This window comes from Citricoccus sp. (assembly GCF_032154715.1).
GTDB lineage: Bacteria > Actinomycetota > Actinomycetes > Actinomycetales > Micrococcaceae > Citricoccus.
Map to the genome: position 1 here is coordinate 1 of NZ_JALDXU010000012.1, position 23,452 is coordinate 23,452.

General features: G+C 65.6%; 18 protein-coding genes. 8 read left to right on the top strand and 10 right to left on the bottom strand.

Going from position 1 to position 23,452, the window contains the following annotated elements; all coding sequences use genetic code 11:
• Window positions 1-329: 329 nt before the first annotated feature.
• The 7 genes from RUH65_RS03735 to dnaA all read right to left on the bottom strand — a co-directional run bounded on the left by RUH65_RS03735 (window position 330) and on the right by dnaA (window position 11,401).
• Window positions 330-923 (bottom strand): DUF3566 domain-containing protein, encoded by a 594-nt coding sequence (locus tag RUH65_RS03735; RefSeq protein WP_313815860.1) that lies wholly within the window; start codon window positions 921-923, stop codon window positions 330-332.
• Window positions 920-3,661 carry a DNA gyrase subunit A gene (gene gyrA, locus RUH65_RS03740; RefSeq protein ID WP_396179548.1) on the bottom strand — a complete coding sequence of 914 codons (2,742 nt, stop codon included), beginning with the start codon at window positions 3,659-3,661 and terminating at the stop codon, window positions 920-922. Before gyrA ends, RUH65_RS03735 begins: the two co-directional genes overlap by 4 nt.
• 120 nt (window positions 3,662-3,781) lie before the next feature.
• The gene (gene gyrB / locus RUH65_RS03745; RefSeq protein ID WP_313815892.1) at window positions 3,782-5,872 is read right to left on the bottom strand and encodes a DNA topoisomerase (ATP-hydrolyzing) subunit B; all 2,091 of its coding nucleotides are present in this window, start codon (window positions 5,870-5,872) and stop codon (window positions 3,782-3,784) included.
• A 441-nt stretch (window positions 5,873-6,313) separates the two neighbouring features.
• Entirely contained in the window at window positions 6,314-6,895 is a 582-nt protein-coding gene (locus tag RUH65_RS03750; RefSeq protein WP_313815861.1) for a DciA family protein, read from the bottom strand.
• Window positions 6,892-8,091, bottom strand: a complete 1,200-nt coding sequence (gene recF, locus RUH65_RS03755; protein ID WP_313815862.1) for a DNA replication/repair protein RecF — start codon at window positions 8,089-8,091, stop codon at window positions 6,892-6,894. Before recF ends, RUH65_RS03750 begins: the two co-directional genes overlap by 4 nt.
• A 39-nt stretch (window positions 8,092-8,130) precedes the next feature.
• Window positions 8,131-9,261, bottom strand: coding sequence for a DNA polymerase III subunit beta (gene dnaN, locus RUH65_RS03760; RefSeq protein ID WP_313815863.1), 1,131 nt, complete (start codon window positions 9,259-9,261; stop codon window positions 8,131-8,133).
• Between the two features lie 691 nt (window positions 9,262-9,952).
• Window positions 9,953-11,401 carry a chromosomal replication initiator protein DnaA gene (gene dnaA, locus RUH65_RS03765; protein WP_313815864.1) on the bottom strand — a complete coding sequence of 483 codons (1,449 nt, stop codon included), beginning with the start codon at window positions 11,399-11,401 and terminating at the stop codon, window positions 9,953-9,955.
• A 368-nt stretch (window positions 11,402-11,769) separates the two neighbouring features.
• On the opposite strand from dnaA, the gene rpmH reads away from it, so the two are divergent.
• The 8 genes from rpmH (at window position 11,770) to RUH65_RS03805 (ending at window position 19,749) form a co-directional block, all read left to right on the top strand.
• Complete coding sequence (gene rpmH, locus RUH65_RS03770) at window positions 11,770-11,907, top strand: 50S ribosomal protein L34 (protein WP_115932474.1); 138 nt, start codon at window positions 11,770-11,772, stop codon at window positions 11,905-11,907.
• 38 nt (window positions 11,908-11,945) lie between these two features.
• Window positions 11,946-12,407, top strand: a complete 462-nt coding sequence (gene rnpA / locus RUH65_RS03775) for a ribonuclease P protein component (RefSeq protein ID WP_313815865.1) — start codon at window positions 11,946-11,948, stop codon at window positions 12,405-12,407.
• Window positions 12,404-12,769: a membrane protein insertion efficiency factor YidD gene (gene yidD, locus RUH65_RS03780; protein WP_313815866.1), complete on the top strand. Its 366-nt coding sequence runs from the start codon at window positions 12,404-12,406 to the stop codon at window positions 12,767-12,769. Before rnpA ends, yidD begins: the two co-directional genes overlap by 4 nt.
• 6 nt (window positions 12,770-12,775) lie before the next feature.
• A complete protein-coding gene (gene yidC / locus RUH65_RS03785; protein ID WP_313815867.1) occupies window positions 12,776-13,744 on the top strand; it encodes a membrane protein insertase YidC in 969 nt (322 codons plus the stop codon).
• A 92-nt stretch (window positions 13,745-13,836) separates the two neighbouring features.
• Window positions 13,837-14,523 carry a R3H domain-containing nucleic acid-binding protein gene (locus tag RUH65_RS03790; protein WP_313815893.1) on the top strand — a complete coding sequence of 229 codons (687 nt, stop codon included), beginning with the start codon at window positions 13,837-13,839 and terminating at the stop codon, window positions 14,521-14,523.
• Window positions 14,516-15,244, top strand: a complete 729-nt coding sequence (gene rsmG, locus RUH65_RS03795; RefSeq protein ID WP_396179552.1) for a 16S rRNA (guanine(527)-N(7))-methyltransferase RsmG — start codon at window positions 14,516-14,518, stop codon at window positions 15,242-15,244. Before RUH65_RS03790 ends, rsmG begins: the two co-directional genes overlap by 8 nt.
• 141 nt (window positions 15,245-15,385) lie before the next feature.
• Window positions 15,386-16,273 (top strand): ParA family protein, encoded by an 888-nt coding sequence (locus RUH65_RS03800; RefSeq protein WP_313815895.1) that lies wholly within the window; start codon window positions 15,386-15,388, stop codon window positions 16,271-16,273.
• A gap of 2,204 nt (window positions 16,274-18,477) precedes the next feature.
• On the top strand, window positions 18,478-19,749 hold the full coding sequence (locus RUH65_RS03805; protein WP_396179562.1) for a ParB/RepB/Spo0J family partition protein: 1,272 nt from the start codon (window positions 18,478-18,480) through the stop codon (window positions 19,747-19,749).
• A 108-nt stretch (window positions 19,750-19,857) separates the two neighbouring features.
• On the opposite strand, the gene trxA is transcribed toward RUH65_RS03805, so the two are convergent.
• The 3 genes from trxA to RUH65_RS03820 all read right to left on the bottom strand — a co-directional run bounded on the left by trxA (window position 19,858) and on the right by RUH65_RS03820 (window position 23,378).
• A complete protein-coding gene (gene trxA, locus RUH65_RS03810; protein WP_159553498.1) occupies window positions 19,858-20,181 on the bottom strand; it encodes a thioredoxin in 324 nt (107 codons plus the stop codon).
• A 71-nt stretch (window positions 20,182-20,252) separates the two neighbouring features.
• Window positions 20,253-21,230: a thioredoxin-disulfide reductase gene (gene trxB, locus RUH65_RS03815; protein ID WP_313815868.1), complete on the bottom strand. Its 978-nt coding sequence runs from the start codon at window positions 21,228-21,230 to the stop codon at window positions 20,253-20,255.
• 243 nt (window positions 21,231-21,473) lie between these two features.
• Window positions 21,474-23,378, bottom strand: a complete 1,905-nt coding sequence (locus tag RUH65_RS03820; RefSeq protein WP_313815869.1) for a hypothetical protein — start codon at window positions 23,376-23,378, stop codon at window positions 21,474-21,476.
• Window positions 23,379-23,452 lie beyond the last annotated feature (74 nt).

A 23,452-nucleotide genomic window follows, 5' to 3' on the forward strand; every position in this document is an offset into this window, starting at 1 on the left:
ACTCGAACCCCTAACCCCCTGCTTGCAAAGCAGGTGCGCTACCAATTGCGCCATGCCCCCGAGGGGTGTTCAGTTGTGAGCGTCCGGATGATTCTCAGGTGTTCTTCCCGGGCTGCCCAGTGCATCCGTGGCCGAACTCCAGACCTGCTTGCCGCGTTCGTTCTCCCGCCAGAAGCGGATCCCGAGCACTGCGGCCACGCCAGCTGCCAGGGCAGCCAGTCGAACTACCGGCTTCATGGTGCCGCCTTCCCCGGCCTGCGGCCGGATGGGGACTGCGTGGTCGGAGGTGCTCACCCCTCAACTCTGCCCGCACGGCGAACCAGCGGTGTTCAGTCGTCGGTCAGAGTGACCCCGATGCCGCCGACGAGGGTCGCGGAGATGTTGTACAGCACGGCTGCGAGCATGCTCAAGGCCGTCAGCAGCACCACGTTGACCACGGCGATGATCGTCGCGAAGGAGGCGACCTGGCCCAGGGAGATCAGCTGCTGCACCGTGAACGATCCGCCCTCAGAGCCCAGAACCTGCGCCAAGAGATCATTCACCTGGTCGAAGATGCCGGTCAGGTCCATGACGGTCCACAGCACCACGGCTCCGACCACGGTCACGATGCCCAGTGCCACCGACAGCAGGAAAGCCATCTTCAGCACCGACCACGGATCGGCCTTGGAGACGAGCAGCCGGGCTTTGCGGACCTTGGCCTTGGGCGCTGGGCGTACCAATCCCTGGGCGGCAGGTCGCTGCGCGGGGCGCTTCTGACCGGATCCCGTGGATCCAGCGGGACGGGCATTCTGCGGACGCTGGCCGGGCTGACGGGAACCCTGCGCCGAGGGACGCTGCTGCGTCCCTCGGGGTGTGGCTCCCCTGTCCGACGAACCGCCGGCCGGGCGTTGGCCTGCAGGTCGGGGCGTTCCGGATGTGCTCACTGCTGTCCTCCGTCAATCTCCGCGTCCGGGTCAGGATCGACCGCTGCGGATTCGGTGGCTGTCACGGTCGTATCGGTCCCCTCCGCACTGGCGGGGGCGGCCGTCTCAGAGTTCAAGGGTACTTCACCCTCGGTAACATCCCCCGCGACCTCGCCCTCGGGATTCTCGTCCGTCACACCGTTGAGCTGCTTCTCGTTGTTGAGCGTGACGGCGATGATCCGGTCGTTCTTGTCCGGCTTGGCGAAGATCACGCCCATGGTGTTGCGGCCCTTGGCCGGGACACCGGCGACGGCGGAGCGGACCACCTTGCCGGAGTTCATCACCACCAGCACCTCATCCTGGTCCTCCACCACCAGGCCGCCGGTCAGCTCACCGCGATCCTCGACGATGTTGCCGACCTTGATGCCCAGGCCACCGCGGTTCTGCACGCGGTACTCATCCACCGTGGAGCGCTTGGCATAGCCGCCGTCCGTGACGATGAAGACGAAGGCGTCCTCGCGGACCACGTCCGCGGTGAGGAGCTCGTCACCCTGACGGAATTTCATGCCGGTGACGCCGGAGGTGGCGCGGCCCATGGGCCGCAGCGCCTCATTGGTGGCGTTGAAGCGCAACGACTGGCCGTTCTTGGAGATCAGGATCAGGTCGTCCTCCTCCGAGACCAGCTTGGCCGAGACGACCTCATCGTCATCGCGCAGCTTGATGGCGATGACGCCGGCAGTACGGTTGGTGTCGTAGTCCGCCAACAGGGTCTTCTTGACCAGACCCCGACGGGTGGCGAGCACCAAGTAGGGAGCCCTCCCGTAGTCGGCGAGCGGCAGTGCCTGCGCGATCCGCTCCTCGGGCTGGAACGCCATCAGGTTGGCCACGTGCTGCCCCTTGGCGTCGCGTCCCGCTTCCTGCAGCTCGTAGGTCTTGATGCGGTAGACCCGGCCCAGGTTGGTGAAGAACAGGATCCAATGGTGCGTGGACGTGGTGAAGAAGTGCTCCACCACGTCGTCGTTACGCAGGGAGGCACCACGCACGCCCTTGCCGCCGCGGTTCTGGGCGCGGTAGTTGTCGATCCGCGTCCGCTTGATGTAGCCGCCGCGGGTGATGGTGACCACCATCTCCTCTTCGGGGATGAGGTCCTCCATCGACATGTCGCCGTCGTAGCCGTACATGATCTCCGTGCGGCGGTCGTCACCGTACTTCGCCACGATCTCGGCCAGTTCGGTGGAGACCACCTCGCGCTGGCGCTCCGGGGAGGCCAGGATCTCGTTGTACTGCGCGATCTTCGCCTGCAACTCGTCGTACTCGTCCTGGATGCCCTGGCGCTCCAGTGCGGCCAGCTGCCGCAGCTGCATGTTGAGGATGGCCTTGGCCTGGTCGTCGTCGATGTCCAACAGCGTTTTGAGGGATTCGCGGGCGGCATCGGCGCTGGCGGAGGCACGGATGGTGGCGATGACCTCGTCCAGCATGTCCAGGGCCTTGAGCAGTCCGAGCAGGATGTGGGCGCGTTCCTCGGCCTTGCGCTTGCGGAACTCCGTGCGCCGGACGATGACCTCGATCTGGTGCATCACCCAGTGGTGCACGAACCCGTCCAGGGACAGGGTCCGCGGGACACCGTCCACGAGGGCCAGCATGTTCGCGGAAAAGTTCTCCTGCAACTGGGTGTGCTTGTAGAGGTTGTTGAGCACCACCTTGGCCACCGCGTCCCGCTTGAGGACGATCACCAGGCGCTGACCGGTGCGGCCGGAGGTCTCGTCGCGCATGTCCGCGATCCCCGAGAGCTTGCCGTCGCGCACCATCTCGGCGATCTTGGCGGCCAGATTGTCCGGGTTGGCCATGTAGGGCAGCTCGGTGACCACCAAACAGGTCCGGCCCTGGATCTCCTCGACGTTGACCACGGCCCGCATGGCGATGGAACCGCGGCCCGTGCGGTAGGCGTCCTCGATGCCCTTGCGCCCGAGGATCTGCGCACCGGAGGGGAAGTCCGGACCCTTGATGCGCTGCATCAGGGCGGCCAGGAGCTCCTCGCGGGAGGCCTCCGGGTTCTCCAGGTACCACTGCACGCCGTCCACGACCTCGCGGAGGTTGTGCGGCGGAATGTTGGTGGCCATGCCCACGGCGATGCCGGAGGAACCGTTGACCAGCAGGTTCGGGAACCGGGCCGGCATGACGGCCGGTTCCTGCTGCTTGCCGTCGTAGTTGTCCTGGAAGTCCACGGTGTCTTCCTGGATGTCCCGGACCATCTCCATGGCCAGCGGAGCCATCTTGGTCTCGGTGTAACGCTGGGCGGCGGCGCCGTCGTTGCCGGGGGACCCGAAGTTGCCCTGGCCCAGGGCCAGTGGGTACCGCATGACCCAGTCCTGGATGAGACGGACCAGGGCGTCGTAGATCGCCGAATCGCCGTGCGGGTGGTAGTTGCCCATCACCTCACCGACCACGCGGGCGGATTTGTTGAACGAGCGGTCCGGACGGTAGCCGCCGTCGAACATGCCGTACAGCACCCGGCGGTGCACGGGCTTCAGCCCGTCCCGGACGTCCGGCAAGGCGCGGCCCACGATGACGGCCATGGCGTAGTCCAGGTAGGACCGCTTCATCTCGGTCTGCAGGTCGACCTGCTCGACCTTGTCATGCTCGGTCAGGGCCGGGGCGATCACCGGGGACTCACCCTCGGCAGCCGGCAGGCCGGCATCGGGGTTCCCCGTGTCGTCCGGGTTCACGTTCTCGTTCTCAGGGTTCTGCTCGTCAGTCACGCGCGGTGTCCTCGGGTCTCAAAGTGTGGGCCGGCGCCACGGCCGGGGCGCCGATCATTCGGTGCCGCCGGGCCGCGCACGTTCCAGGCCGGGGGTGGGTAGCGGAGGGCCTCAGGTGCCTCAGATATCCAGGAAGCGGACGTCCTTGGCATTCTGCTGGATGAACGAACGGCGTGATTCGACGTCCTCGCCCATGAGCATGGAGAAGATCTCGTCGGCCGCAGCCGCGTCGTCCATGGTGACCTGCAGCAGGGTGCGGTGCTCCGGGTCCATGGTGGTGTCCCACAGTTCCTTGAAGTCCATTTCGCCCAGGCCCTTGTAGCGCTGGATGCCGTTCTCCTTCGGGTACCGCCAGCCCCGGGCGAGGCCCGCGGCCACCGCCTGGTCCCGCTCCTCATCGGAGAAGACGTAGTCGTGCGGCGCATTGGACCACTTGACCCGGTACAGCGGCGGCTGCGCCAGGAACACGAACCCGTGCTCGATCAGCGGACGCATGTAGCGGAACAGCACCGTCAGCAGCAGCGTGGTGATGTGCTGACCGTCCACATCGGCATCCGCCATCAGCACGATCTTGTGGTACCGCAGCTTCGTGATATCGAATTCCTCGCCGATACCGGTGCCGAAGGCCGTGATCATCGACTGGATCTCGGCGTTGGACAGCGCCCGGTCCAGGCGGGCCCGCTCCACGTTCAGGATCTTGCCGCGCAGCGGCAGGATGGCCTGGGTGCCGGGGTTGCGGCCCTGCTTGGCCGAACCTCCGGCGGAGTCACCCTCCACGATGTAGACCTCGCACTCGACGGGGTTCTTCGAGGAACAGTCGGCTAGCTTGCCGGGCATCCCGAAGGACTCCAGCGGGGATTTGCGGCGAGCGTTGTCCCGTGCCTTGCGGGCGGCCATCCGGGCCTGGGAGGCCAGCTGGGCCTTGCGGATGATGTCCTTGGCCGGCCCGGGGTTGCGCTCCAGCCAGTCACCGAGCTGGTCCGAGACGATCTTCTGGATGAAGCCCTTGGCCTCGGAGTTGCCGAGCTTGGTCTTGGTCTGTCCCTCGAACTGCGGTTCGGAGAGCTTGATGGACAGCACGGCCGTCAGGCCCTCGCGGACGTCGTCACCCGAGAGGTTCTCGTCCTTGGCCCTCAGGATCTCCTTCTCCCGCGCATAGCGGTTGACCAGGGAGGTCAGAGCCGCGCGGAAGCCCTCTTCGTGGCTGCCGCCCTCGTGCGTGTTGATGGTGTTGGCGTAGGTGTGCACGGACTCGGAGTACGCCGTGGTCCACTGCATGGCCACCTCGGCCGCCATCTTGCGGTCGGTGTCCTCCGTCTCGAAGGCGATGACGTCCTCGTGGACCATCTCGACCTTCTTGTTCGAGTTCAGGTGCTGGACGTAGTCCAGCAGTCCGTTGTCGTACTTGTAGTCGACCATCCGCTTCTTCGCGCTGACCAGATCCTCGCCGATGGTGTCGGGCTGAGCCTCGCTCTCCGTCTGGCGGTCCGAATCGGTGCCCGGGATGCCGTCGCCGTCGGTGTCTCCGGCGATCTCATCCTGCTGGATCTCGTTCGTCTCGATCGACCGCTCATCCGTGAGGGTGATGCGCAGACCCTTGTTGAGGAACGCCATCTGCTGGAACCGGGCGCGGAGTGTCTCGAAGTCGAAATCGATCGTGTCGAAGATCTCGGGGTCCGGGTAGAACGTCTGCGTGGTGCCCGTCTTGTCCGTCTCCCCGGCCTGGACGAGTTCGCCCTGCGGTACGCCACCATCGGCGAAGCTCATCTTCCAGAGGCTTCCCTGGCGGCGGATCTCGGTGTCCACGCGGGTGGACAGCGCGTTCACCACGGAGATGCCCACACCGTGGAGACCACCGGAGACCGCGTAGCCGCCGCCGCCGAACTTGCCGCCGGCATGCAGGATGGTCATGACCACCTCTACGGTGGGCCGGCCCTCAGTGGGGTGCATGTCCACGGGGATGCCACGGCCGTTGTCCTCCACTCGCACGCCGCCGTCCGCCTGCAGGGTCACGTGGATGGTGTCGCAGTACCCCGCCAGCGCCTCGTCCACGGAGTTGTCCACGACCTCGGACACCAGGTGGTGCAGACCGCGGGGTCCCGTGGAACCGATGTACATGCCGGGGCGTTTGCGGACGGCCTCCAATCCCTCGAGGACCGTGATGTCCCCGGCACCGTACTCGTGCTCCACCTTGCGGTTCGCCTCGGTGATCTGCGTCGACGGGGTGGATGCCTCCGAGGTCCCCGCGTCGGTCTCCGCCGGGGCGGGGGTCTCGACGGTGGGATCCTGCGGGGCGCCGCTCTGATCTGTGCCGTTGTTCTCTTCGGCCACGGGCGTCTACGGCTCCTCTGTTGGGGTACTGGGATTCACATCGCATGTACCAAGAGGGTCCTGGCGCCGGGGCGCACGGAAGGTGTCCCTTTCGGCACGATTCCGTCTCATTCTACCCCCGACACGCCCATTCGTTCGTCTTCAGGGGGGTGTTCCAGAGATAAAACATGGCCTCTAAGGGACAGAATCGGCGATTCCCACCACCCGGGGTACCCCCTTCCGGTCCCGATCCGCCCGACGGGGTTCCAGTTCGCCAAATCGCCGTTGGCGGGTTCTCCGGAGAATCCCTAGGCCTCCGGAACCGGTGCCTGCCTGTTCCGATCAGCCGTAGGTATCCCGCGGGCCGCGGCCCTTGACCACCCGTGGACCCTTGCGCCATGAGGGAGCGGCTGGACCAGCCACGCGCAGGCTCGTCACGATGCCGGGGCCCAGTTCCTGTTCGAACCGCTGGAGCAGGGCCGGTGTCAGCAGCTTGAGCTGGGTCGCCCACGCGGTGGAATCGCAACGGACGGTCACCACGGCGTTCTCGAAGCTCTCGGGCCGGCAGTGCAGTCCGATGTCCGCGCCGACCAGATCGTCCCACCGGGACAGGACGGATCCCACCGCCACGGGCGAGGACCACCCGCGTTCAGTGACCAACCTGCCGAAGACATCGCCCACCATCCTCGGGTCCCGGGCGTCCGGACCCCGACGCCGGCCGGGGACCGCCCTGCTCCCGGCCCCCGGGGCCTCGGTGGCCCCCCGGCCTTTGGCTGCAGGACGGCGACGGCGGACCTCACCCCGGGACTCCGCGGCCTGGCGCACTCGGTTGAGTGCCACGATCGCCGCATCAGGATCGTCCTCGATCCCATCCGGGGAGGCTTCGCGCTCTGGCGGGGGCAGCGGCTCGTCGGGGCCACTCACGCAGAGTCCTCCTGCTCGGGTGCGGGCGGACCGGTGGATTCGGCCTGGTGGACCACGCTCCCGTCGTCCCCCAGGTTGACGGTGATCCTCGGCCCGGCCAACTCGTCCGGGATATCTGCGGCGACGGCGGCCGTCACCAGGAGTTGCTCTGCGCCGGAGGCCAGCGCCGCGAGGCGGCTGCGCCGCGCGGCATCCAGTTCAGCGAAGACGTCGTCGAGGATCAGCACGGGCCGGGCCTGCGGATCTGGATCGTCCGCCACCAAGACCTGGTAGCTGGCCAGCTTGAGTGCCAGTGCCATCGACCAGGTCTCGCCGTGGGAGGCGAAGCCCTTCACCGCTGCCGGGCCGAGAGTGAGGGCCAGGTCGTCCCGGTGCGGGCCGGCCAGGGTGACGCCGCGGTCCCGTTCCTGCCGGTGCCGGGACTCGAGTTCTGCGAGCAGGGCTTCGTGGAGGGCCTGCTCGTCCGGGATCTCCTGATGCTGGCCCCCTGCCAGCGGGACCGTGGATTCATAGCTGAACCCTGCGGTCTTCGCGCTATCCGCCAGGGTGGTGTAGGACTCGGTGAGGGGGTGCGCGAGCATCTGCAGCACATGGAGCCGGCCGTTGAGGACCCGGGCGCCGGCACGGGCGAGATGTTCGTCCCAGACCCCGAGGGTGTGGCCGTGTTCCTCTGTCCAGCGTCCGGAATGCTTGGCGTTCTTCAGCAGCGCGTTGCGTTGCTTCAGGACCCGGTCGTAGTCGCTGCGGGCATCCCCGAGCGCCGGGCGCAACTGCACCACAAGATCGTCGAGGAATCGACGCCGCACGGACGGGTCCCCGTTGATCAGGGCCAGATCCTCCGGAGCGAAGAGCACCGACCGCAGCAGTCCGAGTCCCTCGCGAGCTCGTTGCGGGGCACCCCGGTTGACGGCGGCCCGGTTTGATTTCCCGGGATTGATCTCCAGTTCGAGGGAGAGGGCGCGGTCGCCGCGGTGAATGCGACCGCGGACGATCGCTTGTGCGGCACCGAAGTGGACCAAGGGGGTGTCAGTGGACACCCGGTGTGACACCTGGGTGGCCAGGTAACCCACGGCCTCGACGATATTCGTCTTCCCGACCCCGTTGGACCCGACCAGCACATTCGGGCCTGGCACCAGGGAGACCTCGGCCTGGTGGTAGGAGCGGTACTGGGTGAGGGAGAGGTGGGAGAGGAACACGTTTCGGAGTCGGTGACCTGACGGGGGCTGGCAGTCGGGTCAGTTGGCCAGGCGCACCGGCATGACCAGGTACCGGTAGTCGTCCTGCTCGGGTGAGTCCTGCTCCTGCTGGGCGGTCATCAGCGCCGGCTTCGGCGCCGTGGTGAAGGAGAACCTCACGTAGGGGGCGTTGATGACGTTGAGTCCCTCACCCAGGTAGGACGGGTTGAACGCCACGGTGATCTCGTCGCCGTCGAGGACCGAGTCCAGGGATTCGTTCGCCGAGGCGTCATCGCCGGCACCGGCGTCCAGGGTGACGTGACCGTCATTGAACATCATGCGTACGGCGGTGTTGCGTTCGGCAACCAGGGCCACGCGGCGGACGGCCTCGACCAGCGGGCCGGTGGGAACCACGGCGTGGATGGGACTGGACTCCGGGAAGAGTGCCCGGATCTTCGGGTACTCCCCGTCCACCAGCAGGCTTGTGGTGCGTCGTCCTCCGGAGGCGAAGCCCACCAGGTCTGAGGTGGATGACTCCTGGGGCAACCGCAGCTGCAGGTCCCCGCCGCCAGCCAATGATTTTGCGACTTCCGTGAGGGTCTTCGACTTGACCAGCAGGGACGTGGAAATGGAGGGATTGGCTGGTGACCAGTTGAGTTCCTTCATGGCCAGCCGGTACCGGTCCGTGGCGAGGAAGGTGATGCGGTCGCCCTCGATCTCCAGTTTGACGGCCGTGAGGATCGGCAGGGTGTCGTCCTTGGAAGCGGCCACGGTCACCTGGGCCACCGCGTGGGCGAAGGCGTCGCCGTCCACGGTGCCAGCAGTCTCAGGCATCTCCGGAAGGGCTGGATATTCCTCGACGGGCATGGTGGCCAGGGCGAAGCGTGAGTTTCTGCAGGTCAGCACGACTTTGGAACCATCGGTTTCCACGGTGACGGGAGCTGCTGGAAGCGAACGGACGATGTCGTTGAGCAGTCTGCCGGAAACCAGGATCTTGCCGGGGGTCTCGATGTCTGCCTCGATCTCGAGCTGCGCCGAGGTCTCGTAGTCGAAGCTGGCGATGGAGACCAGGTTGTCCTCGGCAGTGATCAGCAGCCCGGACAGCACCGGTACCGGCGGGCGAGGGGACAGGGAACGTGCGGTCCAGGAGACGGCGTCCGTCAGGATGTCTCGCTCAACGGTGAACTTCACAGAAGTTTCCGCCTTTCTCGTAGACGGCAGGTGATGGTGGTCTTCCTCCAGATACCCCCGCCGGGCATCCTTTGAATCACACGTCTGAGCCGTGTGCTGTGTCAGCTTACCGTGACTCGCCGAGGGCGCGAATGTTGGCATTTGTGCCACGGATGTGGTTCAGGGATTCGCCGTGGCGGCGAATCCGTCCTCGTAGCGTCCCAGGTTTCGACGGGCTCGTCGGATTCGGCGAGCGGTATTAGGCAGGCAGGGGTGAATGTTCTTGGGATTCATTCTTAACAGGGATCAGTAGTGTTAATAAGTCCTGTGGATACTGTGGATAACCCGATCCGTCCGTGTGGTTCCGGCCTTCTTCCTGTGGACCCCGTCGTGGACTCCTTCCGCTTGCCCTGTGCACCGTCGGTGCACAACTTTCGGCCGCACATCTCCGAATTCACAGGGGAGCGTGTAGTTATCCAGAGAATCGCCCGAACACTCCACTTAAGCATCCACAGGTTTGTCCACAGCTGTGGGTTGTCTCCGGCAAAGCTCTCTCCCAGCCTGTGGATATCTGTGGACAACGGTGGATAAGCCGAAGTTCAGAGCGTTCACTCCGGGGTTCTGCCTGTGGAACGACGTTGCGGTTAAGGATCAAGGTTGCCTCAGAATGAGGGACGGCACGGGCGGAGTCCGGCCGCCACGACCGCAGTGGTCAGCGGGCGCGTTGCTGCTGCTTGATCCGGTTCGTCAGCTCGGTGACCTGGTTGTAGATCGTCCGGCGTTCCGCCATCAGCTCACGGATCTTGCGGTCGGCGTGGATCACCGTGGTGTGGTCCCGTCCGCCCAGCTCCTGACCGATCTTCGGCAGGGACATCTCCGTGAGCTCACGCAAGAGGTACATGGCGATCTGCCGGGCCGTGACGAGGGTCCTGGTCCGTGACTTGGAGGTCAGCTCCTCCATGGTCAGGTTGAAGTAGGCCGCGGTCTCGTTGAGGATCGTGGGCGCGGTGATCTCGTGTGCGTCCTCATGGGTGATCAGGTCACGGAGGACCTGTTCGGCCAGTTGGATCCCCACCGGCTGCTTGTTCAGCGACGCGAAGGCGGTGACGCGGATGAGGGCGCCCTCCAGCTCGCGGATGTTGGTGGAGATATTGGAGCCGATGTACTCGAGGACCTCGGGTGGGGCCGTCAGTCCCTCGGCTTCTGCCTTCTTCCGGAGGATGGCGATGCGTGTCTCCAGGTCCGGAGGCTGGATGTCCGTGATCAAGCCCCACTCGAAGCGGGAACGCAGGCGCTCCTCGAAGCCGGACAGCTGCTTCGGGGGAAGGTCGGAGGTGATCACGACCTGCTTGTTGTTGTTGTAGAGGGTGTTGAAGGTGTGGAAGAACTCCTCGACGGTGGCTTCCTTGTCCGCGAGGAACTGGATGTCGTCGATGAGCAGGATGTCCACATTGCGGTACACCTGTTTGAAACTCGCACCCTCGTCGTGACGGATCGAGTTGATGAAGTCGTTGGTGAACTCCTCGGAGTTCACGTACCTCACGCGCAGCCCCGGATACAGATGACGGGCGTAATGGCCGATCGCGTGCAGCAGGTGGGTTTTCCCCAGCCCGGACTCACCGTAGATGAACAGCGGGTTGTAGGCCTTCGCGGGAGCCTCGGCCACGGCGTTCGCGGCGGCATGGGCGAATCGGTTGGAGGAACCGATGACGAAGGTCTCGAAGTGGTACCGCGGGTTCAGGCGGCTGGTCTCATCCGAGGTCGACGGCGGCGCAGGAGCCGGTGCAGCCGAGCGGACCGGGGCATGGGGGGAGGGGGCCGAACGGGTGTGCTGGACCTCGCGGACCGGGGGCACGGCCGCCGTCGGGAGCTGGTAGTCCTCAACGGTCTGCGCCATCAGGGTCGAATCAATCGAATAGGCGCACAAGATCTCAGTCCTGAACACGTTCCCGAGCGCTTCGGCCAGAGAGTCCTTGAGCTGGGACTGCAGGACCTCACGGGTCAGTTCGTTCGGTACCGCGAGCAACAAAGTCGTGCCGATCAGCCCCTGGGGCTGGGCGAGGCCCACGTGGCCGAGCTGGCGGGGTGAGACGCGGTCGTCTTCCTCCAGGGTGCGAACCACCTTGCGCCACGAGCTGCTGACAGCCTCATCTGCAACCATGGGGGCTGGGGTCCTTCCGTCGGCGTCGAACCGAGTCTAACGGCAATCCACAGAGTTATTCACAGGCAGTGGATAACTCGGGCGAGGGTACAGGCCCAGCGGCCCGGGAGGCCACCGGAGGGTGTAATTTGACGCTGGCAGCTCCTCATCCCTAAACTTGATTGGTCCCCGCGGGGTTGTATTAGCCGTGCTCTGAACCGACTGGAATCATCCGGATCGACCCCAGAGTGCAGTCAACCAGCGGACAACCGAAGGCCCAGGCCTGTTGGATCGGTGTCTTCAGCGGGGAAGTCCTAGTCAGAGCGTCTACCGGTTCTTCCCCCAGGTACAACGGGTCCGGGCGCATACACACGTTGTGGAGATATCAAGTGAGCAAGCGGACTTTTCAGCCGAATAACCGCCGCCGGGCCAAGAAGCACGGTTTCCGCGCCCGGATGCGTACCCGCGCCGGCCGCGCCATCCTGGCAACCCGCCGTACCAAGGGCCGCACGGAACTGTCCGCCTGATCCGGCCTGAGGCCGATCAGCAGAGCGGACGATACGGCGTGCTGCCCCGCGAGAAACGGGTACGCACCCCCGCGGATTTTTCCCAGACACTGCGTTCCGGCACCCGAACAGGGCGCCGGAACGTTGTCGTGTCCGCACACCTTTTCGATCCCACGCTCCCCAGCGAGGCCGATGGCTCGGCCGGACCGGTGCGCGTGGGCTTCGTCGTCTCCAAGGCCGTGGGGAACGCGGTGGTGCGCAATCGCGTCAAGCGCCGGCTTCGGGCCGCCGTGGCCGATCAGCTCAACGGACCACTGGCGCAGCACCCGGGCGGGACCGTCGTGGTCCGTGCCCTGCCGCCGTCGGGATCAGCCGACTGGGACGAGCTCAGGAAAGATCTGGATGCGGCCTTGGCGGGTGCCCTGCGGAAGGAAGCCGGCCGGCGTCGTCCCGCGGATCCTGTGCTTGAGGCCCGGTCCGCATCACGTGCCCAGCGGTCGGGGACGGAGATGACCGCATGATCACGCAGTCTCCGTTCACCACCCGGCCCGGCGCTGTTGAATGGGGCTGGCTCCGTGCCCTGCCGTCCACCGTGCTGGCCTGGCTGCTGATGGCCTACCGCGCCGTGATCTCCCCGCTCTATGGCCAGGTCTGCCGGTACTTCCCCTCGTGCTCGGCCTATGCGCTCGAGGCGGTCCACGTCCACGGGGCCCTGAAGGGCTCCTGGCTCTCGGCGCGCCGACTCGGCAGCTGCCACCCGTGGTCGGAGGGCGGCGTCGATGCGGTCCCACCCGGCCGGAGGATTTGGCCACCGGGCCGCCGACCCAAGATCATTGACCTAAACCATCCCGTCATCCCCCCGGATCCTCCGGCGGAACAGTAGGAGATCATGGACTTCTTCCAAATCATTCTGTGGCCCTTCAAGTGGGTGATGTCCTGGATCCTCGGCGCCTTCCACACGGTCTTGGAACTGGTCGGCATGGACCCGGACAGCGGGTTCACCTGGACCCTGTCGATCATCCTGCTCGTGGTGCTCGTGCGTACCCTGCTGATTCCGCTGTTCGTCAAACAGATCAAGTCGCAGCGTGCCATGCAGGCGCTCCAACCGGACATCAAGAAGCTCCAGGCCAAGTACAAGGGCAAGACGGACCAGTTGTCCCGTCAGGCCATGGCCATGGAACAGCAGGCGTTGTTCAAGGAACACGGCACCAGCCCCTTCGCGGCCTGTCTGCCGATGCTCGTGCAGATGCCGTTCTTCTTTGCCCTGTTCCAGATCCTGACCGGAGCCGGGGCCGCCGCCGAGCGAGGTGAGGGCGAGGCCGCGCTGACCGCGGACCAGATCCGTTCCTTCGGAGACGCGATCTTCCTCGGCGCTCCCATGCAGGCCACATTCCTGGGGTCCGTGGGCGAGAACCTCAACGTGGCCGTCATCATGGTCTCCGTTGTCATGATCATCCTCATGTCCGGCTCGCAGTTCTTCATGCAGAAGATGCTGATGAGCAAAAACATGTCCGAGGCGGCGATGACCGGGCCCTTCGCCCAGTCGCAGAAGTTCATGCTGTACATCCTTCCGCTGGTGTTCGGCATCGGTGGCATCAACTTCCCGATCGGCGTGCTGATCTACTGGACTGCCACGAACTTCTGGGCCGTGGCACAGCAGATGTGGATCATCCGCAACAACCCGACCCCAGGCTCCCTGGCTGAGCAGGAGCTGAATGAACGCCGTGCCGTCAAGGGCCTTCCGCCGGTCGGCAAGGCTGCCCAGGAGGCGGCCGCAAAGGCGGAGATCGAGGCAGCCAAGCCCCAACAGGCCGGTCAGCGCCAGCAGCCCAAGCGCAAGACCAAGAAGAGGAGATGACCATGAGTGACGCGTCCAGTGCGCCGTCCGGGGAGGCCGCAGCGTCGGCTGTGACCGCAGAACAGGCCGTCGGACAGACCGCTGATCCGTCCATGGAACAGAGTGAAGGGGAGGCCACCGAGCAGGTTGTCGCCCATCCTGAGGACAGTGCTGCGGAGACACCCACCGCTGCGGTCGCATCCACCTCTGCGGAGGCACCCTCAGACTCCCCTGCAGCCGCGGACGAGTCAGGGGCCGAGGAGTCCGCAGAGGCCGGACACGCAGCCACTGCGTCGCCGGAGGCGTCCGAGGACACCTCCGCCCCGTCCGCCAGCCGCCTCGAGGAAGAGGGGGATATCGCAGCGGACTACGTCGAGGAACTGCTGGATATCTCTGACCTTGACGGTGACATCGACATCGAGATCCGCAATGGCCGCACCTACGTCTCCGTGATCGCAGAGGAGGGGGACGACCGCCTGCGCGGACTGCTGGGCAAGGACGGCAAGGGCCTGGAGGCTCTGCAAGAGCTCGTGCGACTGGCCGTGCTGTCAGCCACCGGCAACCGATCCCGCCTTGTCCTGGACGTCGCAGGCTACCGGACGGAGCGCGCACAGGAGTTGGAGCAGCTCGCCCAGGAGGCGATCGTGAAGGTCCGGGAGACCGGAGAGCCGCTGCACCTGCGGCCGATGGGCGCCTACGAGCGCAAGATCGTTCACGATGTCATCGCTGAGGGCGGTCTCGTGAGCGAATCGGAGGGCGAAGGCCCGCGCCGCCATGTGGTGGTCACCGCCGGTGTCTGATCTGCCCCAACCAGAGAACGACCAGCCCGCTCCGCAGTCCGCCCGGGATGCCGAGAAGCCCACGATCGAGGCCCAGGATCCCCCGGAACTCACCGGTGACCTGTTGAGGGCGGCCGAGGAGCTCTTCGGCGACCGCACCGATCTCGCCGTTCGTTTCGTGGAGCACCTGTCCTCCACCGGGATCGAATGGGGGCTTCTGGGCCCGCGCGAGGTGCCGCGGCTGTGGGAACGGCACGTCCTGAATTGCGCCGTGGTCGGAGACCTGCTGCCGGACGGCGCGCTGGTGGCCGACGTCGGCTCCGGCGCCGGTCTGCCCGGCCTCGCCCTCGCGTTGGCCCGACCGGATTGCCAGTTCATCCTCATCGAACCGTTGGAACGCCGGGTGACCTGGTTGGACATGGTGGTCGACGACCTCGGGCTGGACAACGTCGACGTGGTCCGGGCTCGGTCGGAACAGGTGGTGGGCAACGTGGTCGTGGACATCGTGACCGCACGCGCCGTGTCCGCTCTGAAGACCTTGATTCCCCTGACCCTTCCGCTGCTGCAGGGGTCCGGTCAGCTGTTGGCCATCAAGGGCCGCAGCGCGGCCGAGGAGATCAAGTCCGCGGCCAAGGTCCTGAAGAAGCACAAGGGATCCGCGCCGGTCATCGAGACCGTGGGCGAGGATCTGCTGGCCGAGCCCACCACGGTGGTACGCGTGCGTGTGGGCTCCTCACGCTGACCAGTAGGCTGGAGGCGCTGGATGCCGCGGCCGAAGGTTCGTTTCGCCGTCTATCAACCTCGGGAGGTTGTCTCATTGACCAATGAGTCGGAAGTTTCACGGGAAACCGTCAGCACCGTGGACTCGTCCGTGGCGGATGACATGGAGACGCCCTTGGCCCGTGAATTGGCCCAGGAGAACCGTCGACGGGACAAGCTGAAGGGTCGCAGACTGCCCACGCCGAATGAGACGCGCATCGTCACCGTGTCCAACCAGAAGGGCGGGGTCGGCAAGACCACGACGACGGTCAACCTCTCGGCCGCCCTGGCGCGCGCGGGCCTACAGGTCCTTGTCGTAGACATTGATCCCCAGGGCAACGCCTCCACCGCGCTGGCCATCCCCCATAACTCGGATGTGGACAGTGTCTACGACGTCCTCATCGACGAGCTCCCCATGGCGGACGTGGTCCAACCCTGCCCTGATGTCGATGGGCTGGTGGTGGCTCCGGCTACCATCGACCTGGCCGGAGCGGAGATCGAGCTGGTCTCCCTGGTGGCCCGTGAACAACGACTGGCTCGTGCGCTGAAAGAGTACTTCGACTACCGGGAGAAGCAGGGTCTTCCGCGGATCGACTATGTCTTCATCGATTGTCCTCCGAGCCTCGGACTCCTGACAGTCAACGCCTTTGTTGCCGCGAGCGAGGTGCTCATCCCCATTCAGACCGAGTACTACGCCCTGGAGGGGCTCTCGCAGCTGCTCAACAACATCCGGATGATCCAGAAGCATCTGAACTCGTCGCTCAAGGTGTCCACGATCATCCTGACCATGTACGACGGACGCACCAACTTGGCGACCCAGGTGGCCGACGAAGTGCGTGAGCACTTCCCGGACGAGGTGCTCAAGACCGTGATCCCCCGCAACGTGCGGATCTCCGAGGCGCCGAGCTTCCAACAGACGGTGCTCACCTATGATCCTCAGTCCACCGGGGCGCTGTCCTACCGGGAAGCTGCCGTGGAGATCGCTGATCGGGGCCACGCAGCGGGGATCTGATTCGCAGGAGCGACTCAGGTCTACGTATGCAATCTGCCAATGTCGGTTGATTTCTGACCAGAAACGTGGTGCGGGACTAGGGTGTCACCAGGCCGGAGGATCCGCCGGTGTGCGGCGCTGTCCGGATCTGAGATGCCCACACCAGCCGTCCTCGAGGGCGAGGGAGGCTGTGGGCTCCCGCCCGTCGGCAGCCCTGGCACCAGGTACGTTTCACGTGAAACCGGCTCCTTGTCAGCCGTTAGCCGGTGCCCGCCTCCGTAGCCGTGTTGAGGATCCGACCGAGTGTTGACGCGGCGAAGCGGGCTTCACAGCCCAGAATGAGGCCGACTGGCGGCCCTGGACGGGCCTCGCATGTGCCGGTGATCTTCGTCGCAGGCGTCGTCGAGTTGATTCGCCGCCGTGGTCCGGGCACTGGTGTATCTCGAGCGGAATGGTCCCAGTGCGGATCGGCGCCTGCACCTGGTTTCACGTGCAACACACAATCGGGGCCAGGAGCGAGAGCGGCTCTTTGCCGTGCGCGTCCCTGCTCTAGCCCTGTCATCACGGTGAGCGGCCTGACGGACTGACCATGGATGGCTTGACCCTGTCTAGAGGGACGCCAGCGTGAGGCGAAGGAGATGGAGTCAATGCTGTTGCGACGATGACGAGACCCTACGTTTCACGTGAAACGTCCTCCGCGAGCGGCCTCGGGCCCGTGTTCGATCGCCGCGACGGGTCTGATGGGCCTGAAGCGCGGCACCTTTCGTAGTGCAGAGCGCAAGCTGGGACCGTCGGTAGGCGCCATTTCGGTCCAAGACGCTTGATGGTCGTGTGATCCGATGCGCAGTGTGACATCATGTTGGCTTGGATTTGCCCTCGTCGCGCGACAACGCCTATCTCAGGATCAAGGTTGTCGGTGCGGCCGATCGGGGGCAGTCTGGACTCCGAACCCTTGCACGGCATGAAGTTGCCGGCGACAGCGGGGACTTTGGTCGGCCGCCGGATCTGGCATTCGCAGGATTGCAGTGGAGACTGCCCCGGTTCCACGTGGGCCACGCCTCCCGGGTGCCCTCAATGGTGCAGACCGTTTCACGTGAAACCCGGACTACTTCCTACGGCGGTGAACAGGAAGGTGACCAGGTGGTCGATGTTTCACGTGAAACGCGACGACGAACGACTGGCAAGGGCCGGGGCGGTGGTGGAGGAATCTGGACCCGCCTCAGCGAGGTCTGATCCGTGCTGCCTGACCCACGCTCAGCAGGCCTTCCCCTCCACCAGGCTGGCCATCAGTAGTTTCACGTGGACCGATGTAGTCGTCGTACCGAGAAGGGGTCAGCCCCCGCCCCGGGAGCGAGGCTGCGATCAAGTGATCGGCAATCCTCGGCGCTAGCGTTGGGATGGAGGGACTCCCGCTCGCCGCGGAGGGACAGTGGCACCTGCGCGTGGACTTTCCGGACCGCCGTGCACCTCCATACCGATGGCACTCGGCGGAAATTCCTGTGGTGACACTTATCCGCGTGACGCGGTCTTTGTGGTGCGGTTGGTTCCCACACAACGCTAAGTTTCATCGTGGCAATTCGGCGGCGAAGATGGATGGTGACTGTGTCATCAGGCACCCTGGCGGCCTCAACCGGCGTCGTCTCTCGTCGTTTCACGTGAAACGACGGAGTCAACGGGATCGCGGGCGGCTATGGCGAGATATGGATGGTTTCACGTGAAACAATGACGCGCCCCTTTGGTGTGCAACCTAGCCTCCCCTTCTCGGGCCTCCATCTGCTGCGGCGATTCCGCCGGTATCCCTGGGGCCCACTGGAGTTCAACATCCTGAGGCTTACCAGAGGCCTGATGTCACCGCAGAGCACCTCATGGACGCCAGCTGGCCCCAGCGAGACGCCTGGGTGAGGCCGACTAAGAATCTGGTTCCACGTGAAACGGCAGTAGACTTGGGTTCGATGCAGGGCGCGATCTAAGGAGTATGCGTGAAGAAGAACCGACGCGGTCTGGGCAGAGGCCTTGAGGCACTCATTCAGAACACCAGCTCCGAAGAAGGTGTTGATCCGAAGGGGCCATCCGTGCGGTCTCCGGAGCGACCATCCGAGGCAGTCGAGGCCGGACCCGTCGACGCAACTGACGTCGGTCACCTCGGCGAATCATCCCCTCAGGTGAACGACCGGAGGGAGACTGTCTCGGCGAAAGCGGTGGACACTTCCGAGGGCGACGGGATGATGGACTCGGCCCGTGCCAAGCAGGCCTCGGTGCCATCGTCCAATGATCAGGACGGCAACGGGCGGACTGGGGCATTCGACCTGACGAGTCGGTACCTGACCGGTCGTGGCTCCGACACTGCTCGTATGCCCGTTGCACGTGAAACACGACGGCCTGTTGACGTCTTCTTCCCGGATCGTCGAAGCGCAGATGACGGTGACGGAGTTGATCTGTCAATTGCATCGGCCGCAACCGGGGCGTCGACGGCAGATCGAAAGGTGAAGTCGCGTCCGACTATGCCGCGAGTCAAGTCCGTCGGCACCCATGGTCCAGGCTCTGAGGCTGATCCCATCGACGTCCATGCCTCAGTCGAACAACCTGGAAAGGTTGAAGGTATAGCCACCCCGGTGGAGTCTCCGGCGGATGGGGACGGGCAGGTTCCGACCCGGGTCCACCACCATGGCGCCATCGGAGACGCAGAGCTGCGAACCATCCCGACCGGGGATATCCATCCCAACCCACGTCAGCCTCGCGAGGTGTTCGACGAGGACGACATGGACGAGTTGGTGGCGTCCATCGCCGAGGTGGGAGTGCTCCAGCCCATCGTGGTGCGACCGGTGGAGGGGGCCTCTCCCTTTGAGCTCGTCATGGGTGAACGGCGGTGGCGCGCCGCGCAGCGGGCCGGCCTCGCGGAGATCCCTGCCATCGTGCGGCATACGGCGGACACGGACCTGCTCAGGGACGCCCTGCTGGAGAACCTGCACCGGAGCCAGCTCAATCCCCTCGAAGAGGCTGCCGCCTATGAGCAGCTTCTCGAGGACTTCAATTGCACCCAGGAGGAGTTGTCCTCGCGCATCGGACGATCCCGGCCGCAGATCACCAACACCCTGCGACTGCTGAGGCTGCCTCCGTTGGTGCAGCGCCGGGTGGCGTCCGGTGTCCTTTCCGCAGGCCATGCGCGTGCGCTCCTGGCCTTGGTGGACCCGGCCGAGATGGAGCGTCTGGCGCAGAAGGTCGTCTCGGAAGGCCTCTCCGTCCGAGCCACAGAGGAGCTGGTGTCACTGCAGGATGGCGTCCGCCAGGTGAAGTCGAAGAACCGCGCACCGAGGGGCGACCGGCACGAACGGTTGGACTACCTGGCGAACTCCCTGACGGATCGCCTGGATACCACGGTGAAGATCACCCTGGGAGCCCGAAAGGGAAAGATTGCCATCGACTTTGCGTCGGTGGATGACCTCAATCGAATTATGGACCTGATCGGTCAATCCGGTGCAACCAACTCGCAAAGCTAAGGATCATTAGACACTGAGTATCTGGCCTCAGAAAGGTTCTTAGATTCAAAAGGGCCCCGTTCCGCATGGAACGGGGCCCTCCTCGCTAGGCGAGTCAGTGTCTAATGCTCACTTGAGGTATTCTGCGAACTCCGTTTCCAGAACCTGCTTGGGTTTGGCGCCGATGGACGTGGCGACCTTTTCGCCCCCCTGGAACACCATCACCGCGGGAATGCTGGTGATGCCGTAGTTGGACGCTGCCTGGGGGTTGTCGTCCACGTTGAGCTTGGCGACGGTGATCTTGTCAGCGTGCTCGGTGGCCATCTCCTCGAGGATGGGGCTCAGCATGCGGCAGGGGCCGCACCATTCTGCCCAGAAATCGACGATGACGGGCTTGTCCGAGTTCAGGACCTTCTCCTGGAAGTCCTGGTCGGTGACGTCAATGGTGCTCATGGTTCCTCCTGATGGATGTGGTCTGAAATGCCGGCAGGGGGCCGGTATTCGGGTCTGTGGGGTCCAGTGGCCTAGACGACGGCCGCTGCTACCAGTTCCTTGACGTCCGCGAGGTAGTGCTCGACGTCCTGGGCTGCGATGCAGCCACTGCCGGCGGCGGTGATGGCCTGACGATAGGTCGGATCGGTGACATCCCCGGCTGCGAAGACGCCGGGAAGGGATGTGCGGGTGCTGGGATGGTCGATCCGGACCGTGCCATCGGCATGGAGCTCGACCTGGTCCCTGACGAGGTCGGTCCGAGGATCCGAGCCGATGGCCACGAACAGGCCGGTGACGTCCAGGGTGGACTCCTCGCCGGACTTCAGGTTGCGCAGGTGCAGGGTCTTGAGCTTCTCCTCACCATCGAGGCCGGTGACCTCGGTGTTCCAGATGAACTCGATCTTCTCGTGTGCCAAGGCCCGATCGGCCATGGTCTTCGAGGCACGCAGGTCATCACGGCGGTGGATCACCGTGACCTTGGATGCGAATTTGGTGAGGAACAGCGCCTCCTCCATGGCGGAGTCGCCACCGCCCACCACGGCGATGTTCTGGTCGCGGAAGAAGAAACCGTCACACGTGGCGCACCAGCTCACTCCGTGGCCGGAGAAGCGCTTCTCGCCCTCCACACCCAGCTCTCGGTAGGCCGAACCCGTGGACAGGACCACAGCGTGGGCGCGGTATTCGGAGCCGTTGCCGAGGGTGACGACTTTCGGAGAGGCCTTCAGATCCACGGCTACGACGTCCTCATACTGGACTTCGGCGCCGAAGCGGGTGGCCTGCTGTTCCAGGTGGCCCATCAGTTCCGGACCGAGGATGCCCTCGGGGAATCCGGGGAAGTTCTCCACATCGGTGGTGTTCATCAACTCACCGCCGGCGGTCACGGATCCGGCGACCACGAGCGGGTTCAGGTTCGCTCGTGCGGCGTAGATGGCGGCGGTGTAGCCCGCCGGGCCCGATCCGATGATGACGACGTCCCGGACGACGTCGCGGGACTCTGGAGCCTCGGTCACGGTGATTCCTTCAGGGGTAGGCAACTGGAACTGTTAACGGTGGAACATCCCCCGGGAGAAACCTATTCCAAGCCTGTTCCCGTCCAGCAGATGTCCTGGCATCACCTCGACGTTCCCTCGTCACCTGGACGGCCTGGGGACAGCCGGGCTATCGCTTCCCCCATCCTAGGCGTGCTCCACTGGACGCGGAGGCACGTCTTCCGTCCTGCGGAGGGCGCGGGTGAGGCCCTCCGCAGTCCCCGGTCAGTTGACCTCGACCTCGGCGATCCTCAGTCCGTAGGGGCGGTCGGACGTGGCATTGGAGAGCTCAGGCAGTTCGGTGAAGTTGATGATCACGTACTGTGCCTGAGCCGGCGCGCCGCCCTCATCTGGGATCGGCACGCTGACCTCGGGCCCGGTGAGGGAACCTTCGGCGATCTGCCGGGCGTCGTCGATCTCCGGGGTGTCGCTGAGCAGCACTGAGAACGAGCCGCCGCTGCCGTTGTTCTGGGTGATGTCCACCTGGGAGACGGCGCTGAGCTCCTCCAGCTCGATCACCAGGGCCATGCTCGAGGCATAGCCGCCGAAGGCGGGCTGGGCGAAGGTGTAGGTCTGCCAGGCCGTGGCGGGATTGCCGTCGATGGCGTTGGGCAGGGTGGAGTCCGTCTCCGCACTGAGGCCGTCGTCGTCCGGCACCACGCGGGTGGCCGAGACGATGGCCGGTTCCGGCAGTTGTGACCCTGGGGTCTGCTCCTGCGAGGACTCGGCCGGCGACGACCCCGGGGTGGTGGATTCGCCCCCGCCCGCCTCCGGATTGCGATTGTTGTCCAGGATGTTGAAGGCGAACACCGCTCCGAGGACGAGGAGCAGCACGAGGATTCCGCCGACCAGCCAGCGGGCACCCCTCGGCTTGTCGTCGTCCTCATGCTCCTCGTAGTCGTCGAACTCGGGGTAGTCATCGTCGTCGCTGTGGTCCGTGCCCGGATGGCGGCTCGATCCGCCTGCCGTCCCACCACGGGAGCCGCCGGCGCCGGCAGCACCAGCACCGGCGGCCAGCCCAGCGCCAGCGACGCCGGCCCCGAGGACACCGGCACCGCGGCGGTCGTCGGGGTGGGGCTCACCCGTCGCAGCCGCGTGATCGTCGCGGGACGGCTCGTGGGGGGCGTCGTCCCACAGGGTGACCTTGGGACGCTCAGCGGCGCGCTGCTGCGGTTCCCGCCCCGGCTTCGGGCTGTGGCGGCCGATGGCCGGCGCGGCGACCGCGGCCGTGGGGGTCTCGCCCGTTTTTTCACCCGTGTCCTCGCCCGTGTCCTGGAACTCGACGCGGTCCTCCGAGGAATCCTCGCGCCCCGCATCGCGCCCCTCATCGGAGGTGGAGCCCATCGCGGGCGACGCGGAGGTCGCGGCAGCGTTCCGGTCGGCAGCCGAAGACGTCGCGGTGACCTCGTCCTGGGCGCCGGTCCAATCAGTGTCGTTGACCGTCTCCGGCAAGGGTGTGTCATCGGGTCGGAGTACCGCGGATCGGTACGGATCGTGCCCGTCCCGAGGGCCGTCGTCGTGCCCCTGGGCGTTCCTCGCCGCCGTGGCGCCGGCGGCACCGGCACCCACCGCACCGGCGGCGGTCCTGCCGTCCACGGCGTCCCGGGCGGCGTCATCGGAGCCGAGCCGCTGGCTCAGGCGGTCGGAGATGCCGCGGAGGAATTTGGGGCGGCGCGTCTCCGTCTCCGGTCCGGTATAGCTGTCGTCCAGCTCCTCGTAGTACTCCTCATCGTCCTCGTACACCTGCGGCTCGTAGGTGCGGGCCTCGCCGAAGATCTCCGAGCCGAGGGTGTCCGTATAGAAGGGCTCCACGTAGACCTGCTGCTCACGGGTCATGTCCAGCAGGTCCTCGGGCGCCGGATTGCCGCCGGCGATCAGGTAGGTGCGGCCCTCGCTCAGGCCGAGGTCGAGGACCTGGATGGTGCCCTGGCGCTCACCGGTGGCGAGTTCGCGGGCGGACGCGGCCACCTGGGAGGCGTGCTCGGAGGAGGCGACCAGGATGGAGACATCGCGGTTCAGGACTTGGTCGCGGCCGTCCAGCACCATGTCCTGGTCGGCTGACGTCAGCACATGTCCGGTGACGAGGTATCGGCCCCCGAGGACCATTCCCTCTTCAATGGGCTGCGGCACGGTGTTCCTCCAGGTCGGTGGCCCGGGCCAACGGTTGGGTATGGCCGTCCAGGTGGACGGGGGTGCCTCTGGCG